At 28.7% G+C, this 16,478-nt stretch carries 15 protein-coding genes and 1 tRNA gene; 1 reads left to right on the top strand and 15 read right to left on the bottom strand.

Features of this window, described 5'->3' with window-relative positions:
* Positions 1-16: 16 nt before the first annotated feature.
* From CLCY_RS09770 to CLCY_RS09710, 14 genes are all read right to left on the bottom strand, one after another.
* The gene (locus CLCY_RS09770) at positions 17-1,348 is read right to left on the bottom strand and encodes a phage portal protein (RefSeq protein ID WP_048570942.1); all 1,332 of its coding nucleotides are present in this window, start codon (positions 1,346-1,348) and stop codon (positions 17-19) included.
* A 253-nt stretch (positions 1,349-1,601) separates the two neighbouring features.
* Entirely contained in the window at positions 1,602-1,802 is a 201-nt protein-coding gene (locus tag CLCY_RS09765; RefSeq protein WP_048570941.1) for a BhlA/UviB family holin-like peptide, read from the bottom strand.
* Between the two features lie 118 nt (positions 1,803-1,920).
* Positions 1,921-2,406, bottom strand: coding sequence for a hypothetical protein (locus CLCY_RS09760; RefSeq protein ID WP_048570940.1), 486 nt, complete (start codon positions 2,404-2,406; stop codon positions 1,921-1,923).
* Between the two features lie 107 nt (positions 2,407-2,513).
* Positions 2,514-4,073: a phage terminase large subunit family protein gene (locus CLCY_RS09755; RefSeq protein WP_048570939.1), complete on the bottom strand. Its 1,560-nt coding sequence runs from the start codon at positions 4,071-4,073 to the stop codon at positions 2,514-2,516.
* Positions 4,074-4,075: 2 nt separating this feature from the next.
* Positions 4,076-4,456, bottom strand: a complete 381-nt coding sequence (locus CLCY_RS09750) for a hypothetical protein (protein WP_048570938.1) — start codon at positions 4,454-4,456, stop codon at positions 4,076-4,078.
* Positions 4,457-5,664: 1,208 nt separating this feature from the next.
* The gene (locus tag CLCY_RS09745) at positions 5,665-6,582 is read right to left on the bottom strand and encodes a hypothetical protein (RefSeq protein WP_048570937.1); all 918 of its coding nucleotides are present in this window, start codon (positions 6,580-6,582) and stop codon (positions 5,665-5,667) included.
* Positions 6,583-6,734: 152 nt separating this feature from the next.
* On the bottom strand, positions 6,735-6,977 hold the full coding sequence (locus CLCY_RS09740) for a hypothetical protein (RefSeq protein ID WP_048570936.1): 243 nt from the start codon (positions 6,975-6,977) through the stop codon (positions 6,735-6,737).
* A 43-nt stretch (positions 6,978-7,020) separates the two neighbouring features.
* Positions 7,021-7,881, bottom strand: coding sequence for a hypothetical protein (locus CLCY_RS09735; protein ID WP_152668148.1), 861 nt, complete (start codon positions 7,879-7,881; stop codon positions 7,021-7,023).
* 295 nt (positions 7,882-8,176) lie between these two features.
* Positions 8,177-8,320 carry a hypothetical protein gene (locus tag CLCY_RS13795; protein ID WP_161797122.1) on the bottom strand — a complete coding sequence of 48 codons (144 nt, stop codon included), beginning with the start codon at positions 8,318-8,320 and terminating at the stop codon, positions 8,177-8,179.
* Between the two features lie 62 nt (positions 8,321-8,382).
* Positions 8,383-8,661: a helix-turn-helix domain-containing protein gene (locus CLCY_RS09730; protein ID WP_048570934.1), complete on the bottom strand. Its 279-nt coding sequence runs from the start codon at positions 8,659-8,661 to the stop codon at positions 8,383-8,385.
* A 79-nt stretch (positions 8,662-8,740) separates the two neighbouring features.
* On the bottom strand, positions 8,741-9,589 hold the full coding sequence (locus CLCY_RS09725) for a major capsid protein (RefSeq protein WP_048570933.1): 849 nt from the start codon (positions 9,587-9,589) through the stop codon (positions 8,741-8,743).
* A 77-nt stretch (positions 9,590-9,666) separates the two neighbouring features.
* The gene (locus CLCY_RS09720) at positions 9,667-10,248 is read right to left on the bottom strand and encodes a hypothetical protein (RefSeq protein ID WP_048570932.1); all 582 of its coding nucleotides are present in this window, start codon (positions 10,246-10,248) and stop codon (positions 9,667-9,669) included.
* A gap of 576 nt (positions 10,249-10,824) precedes the next feature.
* Positions 10,825-11,604 carry a hypothetical protein gene (locus CLCY_RS09715; protein WP_048570931.1) on the bottom strand — a complete coding sequence of 260 codons (780 nt, stop codon included), beginning with the start codon at positions 11,602-11,604 and terminating at the stop codon, positions 10,825-10,827.
* Positions 11,605-11,689: 85 nt separating this feature from the next.
* Positions 11,690-12,976, bottom strand: a complete 1,287-nt coding sequence (locus tag CLCY_RS09710) for a hypothetical protein (RefSeq protein WP_152668147.1) — start codon at positions 12,974-12,976, stop codon at positions 11,690-11,692.
* 636 nt (positions 12,977-13,612) lie between these two features.
* Between CLCY_RS09710 and CLCY_RS09705 the strand changes: the two genes are divergently transcribed.
* Positions 13,613-13,694, top strand: a tRNA-Leu gene (locus tag CLCY_RS09705).
* 120 nt (positions 13,695-13,814) lie between these two features.
* Here CLCY_RS09705 and CLCY_RS09700 read toward each other — a convergent pair.
* Positions 13,815-16,472 carry a helicase-related protein gene (locus CLCY_RS09700; RefSeq protein WP_048570929.1) on the bottom strand — a complete coding sequence of 886 codons (2,658 nt, stop codon included), beginning with the start codon at positions 16,470-16,472 and terminating at the stop codon, positions 13,815-13,817.
* Between the last annotated feature and the right edge of the window lie 6 nt (positions 16,473-16,478).

Here is a 16,478-nt window from a genome sequence, read left to right as displayed (position 1 = left end):
ATACACTTTAACCCACTTAAACTACTTCCTCTACACCATCATTTTCCTCTTTAACTTCAACTTTAGCATCCTTCTTTTTGTTCTCTAACTCTAATCTCTCTAGTTCTTGACTTGTATCGGAAATAATTGTTGATTTTTCAATAATACTAGTCAGAGATATTGCTCCCATTTCCCATTGCTTCTTTAAGTTATCAAGTAATTCACTATTATTGATTGGCTTACTATAAACAAATTCAATATCACAATAATCATCACTATTAAACTTTACACCTTGCATCTCTAATAGTTTCCTTATTACTTCATATCTTTGCAGCATACCCTCACGCACAAACTGTTCATTAAGCATCGCTTTAACACTACTTAAACTATACAATATTCCAAGTGACGTTTCGCTCACATTTGATATATTACTAGAACCAACAATACTTGGAATACCTGCAATAGTATTTAGTTTTTTATGTAATGTATCAAGTAATAGTTTAATACTGTTATAGTCCATCTCTGAATTTGCGAATGAGAATGTACTTCCCATTTCAAGATTAATACAACTTCCTACCATTCCTGCATCTAGTGTTGAATTAAGTTCTTGCCCTGTCAAAACTGGGATTGAATTTATACTTAGTTTGTAAATCGCATCTGTAAGTTTGGAGATTATTTCTTCAACAAGATCAAGTATAGGTACTATATCATCTAATTCACTTCTTCCATAAGTTTCATTGAGTTGTGCATTACTATAATGAATCGGTAGACCTGTAATATTCTTTGCACTATTAACTAATCTTAATTGACCATCTTCATCATTATAACTTTCTACCTTGTTCATAGTATATACATTATAGTGACTTATGTCCTCATCCTTCCAATGCTCCACAAATTCTGTGTAGATGCCTTGTCTATCTATTACTGGGTAACTGTCCTGACTAGGTATTATCTTACTTACAATCTTACCGTCTTTAAAGTAAACATATTCAAAGGCATCCCCATATTTAAGAACATCTGATAGTATATTAAAGTCCACTCTATGATAATTGGAATCCCTATACACCTTATTTAATTCCCTAACCATATTCTCACTTCCGATAATTGATGGCTTATTACCTAATAGGTATGTAGTGTGAAAGTTTAGTATTGTCTTTGCTTCCTGTAACACTACCTTACAACTCTTAAATGTTTCACCCTTCCATTGCTCATCAGGTTTTGATAATATCTTATGCTTACCTTCGATGTATGCCTTATTACTTAAAACTTTAGCAACTCTATTAGTATGTATTGCTTTCTTTACTTCTTCCTCAAACCAATAACCATTATCTTGTTTATTATTATCATTCTTCTTTCTATTAAAAAACATCTATGTACCTCCTTCAAAATAAAAAGGCATCTATATATAATAGACACCTAATTGTAATTTGTTTGTTAAATTATTTAATTATGGACTAAATCAGTAACATTTCATAAATCTATTGCATACACTACAAGTAGTTGCTACGTAGGTAGGGCTATGTAGTACTATGAAGTGGTGCATTGACATATCTATTGCCATTTTCCAATTAGTTGTCTTTTGTCACCAATTGCCACCAATGGATACATTGTATCCGTATATTTCACTTTAACTTCTCTTTAATTTCTTCAACATCTTGTTTAACATCTTCAACAATATTAAACTTCTCTGTTAGCCTAGATATAAGTTCCTGCAATCTGTTTTCTCTTTCACCACTTGTTTTAAGTACATATACAGTAAGACATACTGCACATATAGTCCATATACCTTGTCCTTCTATTGCTGTTATTAAAACATTTTCCATTACCTTTCCTCCTTAAATTTAAACATAAAAATAAGGATATACACTAAGTAATCCTCTAAGTTTTAAACATATATACTCTTCTTTCTAAAATCAATAAGCCAGTGTATTTAGAATTGACTTACATTAAATCTATAAATCTTTTTTTAATGATTTTAAGTCTAACCTTTTCTTCCTTAAAAATAAACTTTGCACCATAATTCATCAAGTCTACATCTATCAAATCTTTAAAAGGTATGGGTGTAAGACTATAAGTTGACTCTACTTTATTTATTGAATCGAAATCTACTAATTCTTGTCTTAAATCTATAAAAACATAAGTTTCGAAAATACCTTTTTCCACTTCTTTATCTTTTAAATATATATCAGGATATCCAATGCCTTTGTCTATGGACTTTTCTTTATTCTTACACCTTATAAAAACTTCAAGTTCAATTTTATGTTTATAAAGTTCTTCATATATAATCTCTATTGATTCAATTAAATCCTTCTTAGCATTAATTGAACTTTGCATCTTTTTCATTTCCCTAACTATAGATAGTTCATCTCTATTTCTAAAACCACAGCGTTTATCTGGAATTTTAATATATCTTAATCTGTTTTTCATATTGTACCTCTCTTTATAAATAATTATAGAATAATTATCTATAAAATTTTTCAACAAGTCTACAACCTTATTATCCCTTAATAAACTTAATATTCCTAGATAACTAATTACATCTTATAATGTGATTTATGAAGCATTGAAACGATACTTAATGAAGTCGCCATTACCATATCATCGTGTCCACGACCACTGGCACACATTCTTCCATTATCTCTGATTTCAAATTGCTTCATTTCTTGGAGTAACCTTCTACTATTAATTTTCAATTGACCTTTCTCAAATAACTCAACCATATCATTTATAATCAAACTCTTTGTTTTCGAATTAGTATCAAAACCGTATTCAAACTTCGGTCTATTTAACTTGTCATACGAGCGATATTTCGTCATATTATAGTATTTATGCTCCATACGTAACCTCATAATCACACTATGTCCTGCACTCTGCTTTTCTATAGTTAATAAAGCATTATTGTAGTATCGTCCAAGACTATTTACTATATCTGCAAATAGATAGGGTTTGACATTGTTGTCATAGTATTCTGCTACCAATTCCCCTTGGCTATCTAGTACAATAATTACAGAGTAATCTCCGTTGACACCTTCTGAGCAATCAATCCCAAATGCGAATCTCTCACCTTTAACCACATCTTTATAAATAAATAAGGACTTACCATAACATCTCTTTAAATCAGTTGGTAAATCCTTTAATTTATCTTTACTTATATGTTTAGTTTTATTTATTAATAGTGCCTTTTCTGCATCAGTAACCCTTTTAGCATCAAATACCGAATTACCACTTGAAATGAAAGCATCTATATCGGTAAGGGGATATTCCTGATTAAATTGCTCTATACCTGCATTACTTATCTTCAACCTTCTCCAACAAAGAATATCAAGTGTCATGCCTTCAATTTTTAACAGTTCTTTTTCTTCATCTGTTAAATCATCTTCACTAAAATCATGATTATTAATATTCTTAAATAACTTTTTACACTTCTTGAATTCATCTTTGAACATACTTGCAGTATCTATGTAATTGAAGAAGAAACTCTTATAAGCATTTTCTTTTTTCTTTGATTTAAAATATAGGTCATGAAAGAAGTTCAAAGAATTTGCAGTTGACTCAATACAAAGTACCCCATCAGGTCTAAGGGCTTGTTCCAATGATAGTAATTGCTTCTCTGCAACCTCACTATTTACAAAGGCATATTCGGATATGTGAATAAATTTTAAGGTTGATCCTCTTCCAACATCCTTATTACCCATGGTTTGACAAGTAATAACACTTCCGTTACTAAAAGCAAGTTCTGCTCTATTATTTCTAAGCAATTGTGGTTTTAACACTTCAGGAATAGTATTGTATAGTTGCTTTAATTTATTGAATATTGCCCTTGTAGATTCTTCTCTATGACTAAGCATTAAACAATGTGAATTAGGTTCTGTGATAGCATAATATAGAGATTGTGCAGCCAATGAGGTACTCATGCCCCCCTGCCTTGCTTTAAGTATTATGTTGTAGTTACTCATATTATTTAAAAATTCCCTCTGCATAGGGTTCAATATAAAGGGAATTTCTTTCCCAACCTTATTACTCACCTTCATAAAGTTTTGTATGAAGAGGATTGGATTATTCCATACCTTTAAAAACCTTTCATCCCTGTTCATGCTTACACCTCATTTACATTAAGGTTTTTAAGTATTTTATCTATTTCTGATACTTCTTCACTTCCAAAGAATCCTGACTTATCAACAAAATCCATAATCCATTTTGCTGAAGCAACATCACCTTCTAGTGCTTTTTCTTTCATAGCATTATATATATTGATAATGTCTATATTCTTCTTACATTTCAAATACTCTTTAATTGCTTGTTGAACCTCATCTTCCAATAACCATGTATTTATTGCCGTTTCATATTCCACAACTGTTAAATGTTTAATTTCTTTATCATAAGATTCTTTAGTTCTATTACTATCTATGTACCATCTTACAAATGGTCTTTTCTTGTTGGCATTTTTGCTCAGACAATCTTCCCATGTTTTAGCCATTTATATGACCTCCTTTAAATTAAATTTGAACATGAAAAAGGGACTTCCATATTAGAAATCCCTTTAACAATTAATGTTTTTACTTGTAATAATTACATCATATTTACCTATCTTAAACATGAATAAAATATTTTTTCCAGTTGTTGGTCGTGAACCGTTTTTCGCCCTTTTACTCGCTCCCCCATTACTTCCTCCCCTCGTTTATATGTCAGTTTTAAGAATATAGGATTATCAATACTTACAAGTACCTAAACTCTATAACCTATACTAATATACTATCTCCCATTTTTCCTACTATACGGTGTATATACTACCTGTCATACTATATAATATTAGGTGGCTTTCTAAACTATATTTACTCTTATACTTACTCATATACTACGAAAGTGTATTAATGTTTTATAGTATATACTCCAAGGACTAGGTGTTTCACCAACCCTTAAACCTGTTGTCGTGATTTACGACACCTGTATGTACTATTATTCCACTCAATCCTAAATTGGGATTAACCTTATTCTCCCCATATGGGGATTTAAAGTCAGTCAATTTGAGTGACCGAGATTTTCCGTTGAGTGTTTTTGCTATCCCACAAAGTGATAACGGATTTTTCCGTAACCAAATTTATAATTTATTTTTGAAAAAGTTGTATTAAATTTTGACCACTCAAAAACCCTTTAATTATCAAATATATATGAGGTTGGTTCTTGCCTCCAAAATCACTTTATGACCAAAGGGAATAAAGGGGTTGGAAAGAACAATACATCTTATAACTATTAAGCATTTAAATATCCATTATTATATATGTCTACCGACGGTTACTAGCCACATGAAACACAAGGTTTCATTGTGTCGGCTCAACTTTTAATTTAATCTGCAAAAGTCCTTGTTCCTTCCAGTCCAAGTCCTTTCTTGTTTAAATTAAAACTTTTCGCTAGGTAATTAATTTATTTTGATTTTTCTTTTATTATATTTACCAATTGACTACGTCGTTTTTACTATTTATTGAATAATTTATTGTTAGTCTGCGACGCTTTAATTGATTTCCTAATGAGGGGTTAGTGGTGGATTGAAACTGTGTGTTGTAATAATCGATAGGGGGCAAGTTATGCAAAACCCTGACTAACCCACTGATACCAATGGATTACAGAGTTTTTCAATAGGGGTATTCCTGACTAGATTTAAGAAAAAAGAGGGGTATTCCTGACTAACTATTTAAAAAGTGCTAGTAATACATTTACTTCTTCTATGTTATCACCTTTGTAATATAGTCTAGGATTTACTATAACCATACTCCCTAAATAACCTTCGTGTCCTTCAACTGACTTAAATATATATCCTGCTGAGGTTTTAATTGAATAGAAATCTTTTTTAAATCTTGTTACATTAGTTTTATCATATCCTAGTAAATCCATAACATCTCCTACTGTTATTGGATCTATTTCATCTTTATCTAATTCATTTGGATTTTTGCATAGAATGTTAAACTTACTATTCACATAAGGTAATAATTTATAAATTATATTCAGATTCTTTTTCTTTCTATTATCTGTGCTTTCATAAAGTTCCCTAGTTGTATTTATATATAATCTTGTAAAATCATCGTCAAAGCCCTCAACTGCACCTGTAAATTTCTTATATTCACTTTCACTACCTCTATAAAAGTATGCAAAATTAATCATAATCCCTTCATTTGTTTCGGTTATTAAATCTCTTTCAACTAACTTTTTATAATACTTGTTAAAAACCTTATTATCTGCAATTTGTAATAACTTTCTCATTTGCTTTTTATCAATTATAGTTTTATTGTTGTCCAGTTTTAGGATTCCATCATATTTAACATATGTACCTAAATATATGTACCTTACAAGTTCTACATCTGTTAGTATTTCACTTAGCAAATCCATATTCTTGTATATGAAAAATACAAAATTCCCTAGATACTCATTGTTAAAGTCCTTGAATTTCTCATTTACTACTTTCTTCTTAGCAAATTTATCTCTTTTCTTTTTCTTTTCAAGTGTATCAGGAATTATACCAGTCCTTATTTTTTGGTTAGTTCTTTCATTAACTAACATATATGTATCTGTCTTTCTATTCTCTATGCTTTCTGCATTTATCATTATCATATTTTAATTTCTCCTTTTACTTTTAAATATTTTTGTTTTTAGACATAACAAAAAGGCGTTACAACTTGTAACACCTATCTCCAAACTTACTTATTAAATTATTTGTACCCTACAATATTAAAGTAAGGTACAAACTAATGTACCCTACAACATTAATCTAACTTTAATACATCAAATTGTAATTTACATACTAACTTAAACCAAAATAGAAAGTCCTTTTCTCTCCAACATTCTATATATTGCATTAAATAATCCCAATCTCCATATATAACTCTTTCATGTATCTGCACCATATACTCTTGTTTATTAATTACCTTTCCTGTTTCATCTCTGTGACTTTCACCCTTGTATATATAGTTTCTTCCACTTCTTCTTTTTAGTATTTTAATATACATCCTTTATTCTCCTATCTCAAACTTACTTATTTTTATTTAGTTCTTATTTGTATGTATAAGATATACTGTTTCTAAAAGTCACTGCTAAACTTATAATCTTCTTAGCATTTGTTTTATCTACAATATCCTTGCTACTCTTTATATTGTTTATGTCCATGTATCTTGTATTGTATTGTTTATATGGTTTAAATTCATTTTTAGGCAATAAAAAAGGCACATTAAATAACTTACTTAAACCTTCAAGGTCTATATTAGTATTCAGCGTACCAAAATCTAAATTAATTTTACCTTTTAATTTGTATTTATCTATTATTCTTTTAAATATATCTTCTCCATACTTGTCCATATAATAGACTATAAATTCTCCTAGATGTTCTTGCTCTAGTTGTTTTAAATAATTCTCCTGAGTGCTTTTAAACCTTGCATATTTAGTTGTGAAAGGTAGAAAGAAACTATCAATACAACTTAAAACAAGTTTTTGTTCATCTGTCCACTTCTCAACATCAACATTATATAAAGATAATATTTGCATTAGTGTATTACCACTGAACTTATCTGTATAGTTTCTAGCACTTACATTATTGATTACATTTAAGTTTGCTGTATTACTTCTTATGTCATTTGTAGATATTTGTGTTACGTGATTTCCAAAGCATTTCATATTATTAGCAAAATCAATATCAACACCTATAAGGTTAGTATTTTCGCTACCATTTTTTAAAAATTCTTCTTTGAAGTTTATCGCTTTGAAATCATAAAATCCCTCAATTTTACAACCAAATAATTGGTCTAACACTATGCAACTGAATAAACTATCTAAATCATCGCTTAAAATTAGATTACACCCTCCCATTTGTTCTGCTGATGCCCATGATGGCATTAAATCCTTTACTTCTTTTAACAATTAAGTGTAACTTTTTTTAAACATTTATAAAGCAACTAATAATTTTTAAACATATCTTTGTTACTTATCATCTGCCTTTCTTATTATTAATTTAGTTGCTATTTGTAATTAATTTATTAATAAATTTGAATATAAAAAAACAGGTAGTATATTTACACCTGTTTTAAGTTTCATGTATTAAATTGTAGACCTTATAGGGCAATTTAAGAGTAGTTTTTCATTCTATAGGGTTTAACCTTTCATTCATAAAAGTGTCTTAAATGCCCTCTAGCGACCTTGTAGGGGTATTGCGGAGTTAAATTCTGTCTAGTTTATCAAGTATGCTAGATAGTTTGTTTTCAACTCTTTCTGCTGTATTATCAAACCTATTTATTGATTCCTTAGTTTCCTTTATTGTTTGTTCTGTTCTTTCAATTACTTCCTTGATTTCCTTACTCATTTTTGCATTTCTCCTTTATTTAATATAAATTTATCAATTATGATAATGTTGATTATGATTAACTACTTCTTAGTGGTTTTCTTTGTAGTTGTTTTTTTCTTAGTCATTTCTTCTTTAACTGCTTCAATATTTTCTTCTACATCTTCTTGCTTTGAATTCTTCTTTCTATGTGCTGCGTATATTGCATCTACAAGTTTATGATATTGTTCTTCTGATAAAGATACCTTTCTATTTTCTATCATTGAGATGTAATTTTTACTTACTCCCATTTCATCTCCTACGTTTTGTAGCGTTACCCCATGTACCAATCTAAGCATTTTTAATTTTTCTGGACTTAACATTATTTATTCCTCCTATATACTTAACTTTGTAACTTTTAAAAAAGGATGGGATATACATTCCCACCCTTAATTGTTATAGTTATGGTGTTACTACAGTACCCTTCTTTAGTACAATTACTCCACCATCATTAATTAACGCCGTACTGTAAACAAAATCACCTACGATGTTAGTTCTCTTGTAACTTGCTTGCCTTTCTAGTTCTATATTAATGTCCCTTTTTGGTATATATGCTAATGCCCCATTTTTAACTATTAGGGTAATTGCTGTACTATTTACTGAATCGTAGGTCTTGTGGTCTGCCACGTACACTCCTATCCCTCTAAAGCATCCTATGCAGCCCTTCTTTTGAACACCGTTTCCATCTGTATTAAATGTCTTAGAGCCATCAATAAATTCAGGCATTTTTAGGAATGAAGGAATTAATAGTGAATTAATTACTATGTTTATATCCTCTATATCTGCTTCATCTCCGAATAATAGTAGACCCTTGTTTAGTTCATCTGCTGTAATAGAATTTCCTAATGCTGTATCAACTTTTAGGGGGCTTTGGAGACAGCAGTCAACAAGATCAGCATCAAGTTTTCTTGCAAATTTAAGTGATTGCTGAGTAATTGCCTCCTCTACTGCATTTCCAAGTGCAGTCATATCATCAATATCATACACATGAACTCCCTTAGCAACCATTTTAATTTTTGCTTGACTTGATGTTTGTTCAAGTTCTTCACTTGTAATAGGTGTACCCTTTACAAAATCTTCAACGTCAGAAATTAGTTTGTAGCGAGGGAATGTCACCACTTCACCTATATTAGTGTTAGATAAGTAACCTAACTGTGTTGCAAGTTGTGCCACCTTTGTTCTACCTATCATTTTTTCTCTTACTAAATCCGCATATACCTCTGGTATTATAAGTTTTCCTGCTTGTGCCATATGTAAATCTCTCCTTTAATATTTATTATTTATTTTTATATATAAAAAAGCACTCCACAATTTTGTGAAATGCTTGATTACCTTTGTGATAATTTCTTATAAAGTTCTTCATTATCCTTAAATAAGTTCATTCTATCAATTGGACTCATTTTTGAGAATTGTTCCTTAGTTAGAACATCTACTGAAGAAGTCCTTCCATCAGGCTTAAAAGAGTCATTTAATTTATTTGCATTTAGTAATTCTGCTAATGTATTGATAGAAGTTTCTACATTGTCCCCTACTTTGATAATATCTGCCAGTTGACTAGGTAAACCCTTACTATTTAGTAGATTAACTAAATTTAAATGTTGCTCCTTTGCTTGAATTTCAAGTTCCTTTGCTTCAAGTTCTGCCAGTTTTTGTTCTGCCTTAATTTCTGCTTCTGATTTTTCTACTACTGGTTCTTCAACTGGTTTTAAAGATTCTATATATTGCTCTTTTAGTTTTATTTCTTCCTTTAGTTTTAGTACATCCTTATTGTACTTAGTTCTTATTTTATCACCTTCTGATTGAAGCATTTTGTCCACTTCTTCCTTTGTAAATGTTGTTATAGTATCTGTTGTAGTATCTACCCCAGTATCTACAGTTGTTTGAGTTTCTTGTACTTGATTGTTTTCCATATTGTTATTACCTCCTTAGTTGCCTGTACTGTCCCTAAATTAGTTACATATACAAACCCCTATTATTTATTTAAAGCCCTTAGAATGGCTTCTATGCGTTAATTTAATGGTTTTATGTATATATAAATTTGTATATAAAAAGTTTTCAAAAAAATAAGAAGATGTGCTTAAATAAACACATCCACTATGCACACTAGATAAAAATAAGTAAGTTTAAAGTATAATGGGGAGAAATCCATTTATACTTATATAAATCTTTATCATGTAGAAACTTTTATAAATATAAATTGTACTGTATTCAATATAACCGATTTCCCTGTGATGGCTACAATGTAGATGTATCAAGGGTTGTAGAAGATTTTCTATTTTATAATCACTCAAATTATTATTTCTATCCATTCTTTATAAATGGGGGTAAAACCTTGTAACCCTAGAGAAACAAGGGTTGTAGAGTTTAAGAATTTTTCGGATTTACTGTTTTCTATTGATTTCTTATTCTCTATCCCTTCTTTATATTTAGGGGTTCCACTCTTGTAATGTAGATGTATCAAGCATTAGAGGGGTGTTTCTATTTTCCTAGTTTTCATATTTATCTTTATTTTTGTGCCATGATTTTAAATTTTGTTTATTTTTAATTTCCTTTTTACATTCATCACAATATTTAGTCCTATTATTTTTCTGTCTCACTAACTGTCCACATTCTTTACATTTTATAACCTTGCATCCTACATATTTTTCATATAATAATACAAACTCTCTTATATCATCTAATTCAATAATCCCTTCCCCTTCTTCATCAATAAATAATACCTTATAATTACAAGCCGTTGACATATAAATAAATCCTTCATCTATAAGTCTTTTCATAATCTTAATTCTATCTTCTTGTTTTCCACTAACCTTTGCCAACTTAAATATATCTGATAATTTATCAAATACTAGATAATATTCCGACTCCTTATCTTGATGTTTGAAGTTATATACATAATTATTAAACTTACTTATAATTAGCATTATAAATGCCACTCTCTCATGTCTTATATTATTAAGTGTTTTAATTTTATCTAGTTCTTTTTGTGTTATATTTATTCCTTCAATATTAACAAAACCGTATTTCTTTGCCCCTTCAACTGCATTATTTATAATATTCCTACATTGAATTTCATCAAACTTATCCGAATCTTCCTTACAAAATTCAATTAGTTTTTCTCTTGTTTTTGGTCTGTTTAATCCTTCATTATATATATAATGTTTTGCTAGTATTCTTAACTCATAACTCATACTTCTCTTAAGTAGAAACTTCTTTTTTTCCAACATATACTGTGCATGTTTTTCTTCATTTAAAACCTTAATCAATGTTAACCACCTCAATTTTCGAATACTTCTTATTATAAAGTTTTCTCTTTCTTTTCACTTCTTTTCCACTCAACATATAATAACCTTATATAACCCCACTTTTTTTATTCAATCTATCCCAAATCCTCTTTATTTTATCAGTTGTCTTATTTCTTTTAACTTCTAACTTTTCACTAATATAAGTTACATTTATAGAAGGTAAATCCTCTTTAGTTATATTAATATAATTGTACTTGTCTTCACTTTTTATAACTGCTCCTATATCGGTTATAAATTTTACCTGACTCTTAGTTAATTTATCTATATCTAATATACTATAATTTTTTATATTGTCCTTATCACAATATCTTGCTATTAATAGTTGTAACACATCTAAACTATCATCAAGTTTTATATACCTATCTTCTCCACCTGTTTGTGTTCTTTTATAAGTATTCGATAATAATTCTCTCATTTTATAATTTTTTATAGAATTAAAAACATATGTATTTATATACTTAACTATTATCTTATAATCATCTTCCCCATATATGTTTCTTAATTTAGAAACCATATCTAGGTCTATATTATCAACGGCTTTTATAAAATGCTTTTTGTATATGTTTATATAGTCCTTATAATCCATTTCACATCTATATTTATTTCTTCTCTCTTTTATTTCATTGGCAATTCTCATATGATTTTCTACTAATTCAACTATATAATCAATATTTTCTCTTACCATTTCTTCTTTTTTAACCTTTAATATTTTTAACCTTCTATTATACTCATCTTTATAAACATCTTTATCTTGTTTGTATCTTAATTTTTTACTGCCTAAACCTTTTCTTATTTTATAATAATCCTCTCCCAGTTCAATATAAGTAAATTCTTCATCATCATAAAGTTTATAATCTTCAATGTTACTTATTTTTATATTTGCTTCTTCAAATTTCTCTTTTCCAATTTCATAATTTACTTCCTTGTATCCCCATCTAGTATAAGGATCTTTATCTGAATCATAACTATAATACCTATATTTATGTAAAAACTTTTTTAAATATAGCCTATTGTTTTGTACTTCTTTTCTATTAACTCTTATGCAATTAAAATACATGTTTTTAGCAGTTAAAATTAATTTAGTAAATCCTTGCTCCATACAACAATTAAAAATAAAATTATTTATATAGATACTTTTTAATCTATTCTCTAGGTATCTATATGTTAATATTTTATCTTCAACATCATAACAATCATTTTTAATAATATATTCGTTTTCTTTTTTAGTAAGTTTTGTTCTAAATACCTCATCATCTTTTCTATCTCTAAATGATTGCCTAGGAACATATACATATTCCTCAATTTTCTCAAATCTTTTAAAACAATTATACAATTTTTCAGTCGGGTCTATTTCATATAATAACTCCCTATCAACTTCAAAATACAATGATAATGGTTTATATATCCCTTTCTCTTCAACTGTATCTATAATCGGTTTTTTAGGTATTATATTTTCAAATATTTCATCTAAAAATTTTATATTATTAGTATTCTTATATTTTTTTATTATTTTAAATAAAAAACTACTATCTTTACAATTATTGTACGTTTCCTTGTTAGGATTTTCTATTGCTCTTTCTACGTTATCTATATATCCGTCTATATCTATTAATTTAAACCATTGTGCATCATCGTCCTTATTTTCTTCTATTTTTTTATAATCGTTTTTTAGTTTCTCTTGTTTTTTAATTAAAAATTTACTTAATTTATCTATAACCTTTCTCCTCCTTCTTTTTTATTTTATACCTAATTATACCATAAAAGTATAACTTTGTAAATTTTATACACTTGACAAATTACATATAATATATTAAAATCACTTGTAATTAAATATAGGTATCAATCGTACAATACATATATAAACAGTGGTTACTTACTACTACTAAATATATTATTAATGGTAGCGGTCAAATAAGAAAATAAGTTATATTGACTCATATGGTTAATTATGATAACATATTCTAGTAGTGCCACTGTGGCGGAACGGCAGACGCATTCGACTCAAAATCGAACGGGAAACCATGTGGGTTCGAGTCCCACCAGTGGTACCAATATTTTTGAATATTGAATTTATAACCTACGTTTTATTATTGATTTATATAATCAGTAATAAATGTAGGTTTTTTGTTCCCTATTTAAAAGGGATAACCTTTTATAGTTATCCCTTTTAATCAATACTTATAATAGTATCTAGTATTATAATGCCTATCATTGTAACATTCGCTACATATTTTGTGAGGATAATCCCAAGCTAATTTGTTTCCACATTTCTTACAACTTCTACTACTTTTGCCTAGGGAATTAATAAGTATCTCATTAATATTATTTGCAGTTTTAAGCTTTTCTTTACTTAACCAATCTAAATCAATGTATAAGTTAAAATTCTTAGAAAAGGAATAATACAAGTCTAAGCATTTATAATAATCCTCTAAATCCTCTAATTCCTTACCTTCGCAATCGGGCCTCTTTAGGTTAAGAACCTTTTTTGTATACATCTGACAATACTCTAGCCATAATTGTAGTACAGTACTTGATTTCTCACTAAAAGGAATAGAAATCATTCTTAGTAGGGTTTTGTTAGGCACATTTATCCTTGCCCTTTTTAATATTTGTATCAAGTTTAAATCTCTTTCTATATCTGTTTTGTGATAAAGACGAGATGTAGGCATATCTTCCCATACCTTTAGTATGTAGGATAAATCCTCTTCTATATCCAACAAAACTTCAGGGAATCCAGTAAATATCTCTTTTATTGGTTTTACTTCAGTATTTAATCCTTTTTCTATCAAGTTCCCATTTTGTGCTGATAGTACATATCCTACATCATAAATTCCCTTTCTCCCAGCACGACCAGATATTTGTTTAATTTCATGGTCTTTTAGTTTTCTTACATCTTCTCCATCAAATTTAGATGTTTCTAAGAAAATTATTCTTTTTATTGGTAAATTCAAACCCATGCCTATTGCATCAGTAGAAACAACCACATCTGTATCTCCATTTAAAAATCTTTGGAATTGACCTTTTCTTGTAGCATATGGAAGTGCACCATATATAACACTTGTTTTAATCCCTCTATTAAGAAGGTCAGATGCAACTGCTAATACCTTTTTCTTAGAAAATACAATTAAGGCATCTCCCTTCTCAATATCTCTTTTTAGGTTAAAATTTTTATCTACAAATACTAACTTTGTATTTCTTACATGTTCAACAACTTCATATTCATCATTACATTCCTTTATAAGCTTAATTAGTATATCTAAACCCTCTGGAGCAGTACAAAGATGTACTTCTTTAGCCAATACTCCTAATATCGCTCGTGTCCAGGCAAACCCTCTTTGGGTATCTCCTATCATTTGACATTCATCAATTACGCAAATATCATATATGCTACTTAGATCTACTTTTTCTACTGTAGAGGAAATGTGATTAGCATTAGAAATAATATTCTCTTCTTCACCTGTAGATAAACTACAAGGTATACCATCACTATTTAGCTTTTCCTGAACTTCTAAAGCAAGTAATCTTAGTGGAGATAGATAAACACCACTTCCTGATGATTTTAATTTTTCAAGGCTTGAATAAGTTTTTCCAGTGTTAGTTTCTCCAACATGGATAGTAAATTTTCTCTTCATTCTTCTAGCTTTAGGATATTCTTCTTTAGGGTTTAATGGAATTAATTTTGATATTTTTTCTTTAGTAGATTGTGTTACGTATAAGTTTTCAATTATGAAGATTATATTATTTGAGGTAAATTCATTTTGGCAATCCTTATATTTCATTAATTCCTTAATTGAAGGAACACCTTTATGTATTTTCTTATATTCCTCATAAATGTATGTTTCAACCATAGCTATTTTATTTATTAATTCTGGAAGCTTACTTTCAATATACGCATTAGGAAATTCTACATTATTATCTTTTCCCCTTTTAGCAAAATTCCCACAAGCCAAATATTCTAGTATGCACTCTTTAGCCATTGATATAAATAAAATCATACTTTTATTTGTAGTAGTCACTTCCCTATCTATTAATTTATCTATTTTCCCTTTTAGCTTATTTATCTTACTTGGTATATTTCTTGTTTTAACCCTAAAGCTAGGATTGTATATTTTTTCAGAAGTATACTTTTCTTTCAATATATTAACAAGTTCTTTTTCTACCTTTTTATTTACTGAAGATACCATATCTACAATGTAATCTGTATTTATACCTAATTCCTTGCAACCAAGTGTATATATATCATAAAATTCTTCTGTACTAATATCTTCTATTAATTCTTCTACATCCCAAAAGTTACTTGAGATATAGGATTCTATTTCCATTGAAAATATTTTAGAAAATTCAATATCTCTATACTCTTCCTCAGTTATATCTATAGGTTTTCTTTTGCTATTTTTCACTTTAATATAAAATTCCTGATAAATTAATTCCTCTTGAAAATCTATGGTTCCCAAGAATTCCTCAATAAAATTTGCTAAGTTACCATTCAACTCATCTGTAACAATCTTCCATAACTTATCTTTAATAGTTATATAACTATAATATTTACGTCTTCTGCGCCTCTCATGTTTAATTTCTCCTGTAGGCTCCCACATAAATTCATCACAGGTTTCGTATTCTTTTGGATTAAAAGAACCTATTTCTATCATTTTAATTTTAGATTTATTATCATCATAGTCGTATTTTTCTTCTTTTACCTTAAATCTCTTTTTATTTTTTATATATAAAACTATTTGTTTGGCGATTTCATTTCTAATTATATTATCTGTAAAACGATTGACTCTGTCCTCCATTTCATCCGATAAAACACACATAAACTTCTCTTGCATCCACTC

Origin of the sequence: Clostridium cylindrosporum DSM 605 (genome assembly GCF_001047375.1) — a bacterium.
In the GTDB taxonomy this organism is placed as follows: Bacteria; Bacillota; Clostridia; order Clostridiales; family Caloramatoraceae; genus Clostridium_AB; species Clostridium_AB cylindrosporum.
The sequence above is the reverse complement of the archived record's forward strand: the minus strand, read 5'-3'. Positions and strand labels throughout refer to the sequence as shown.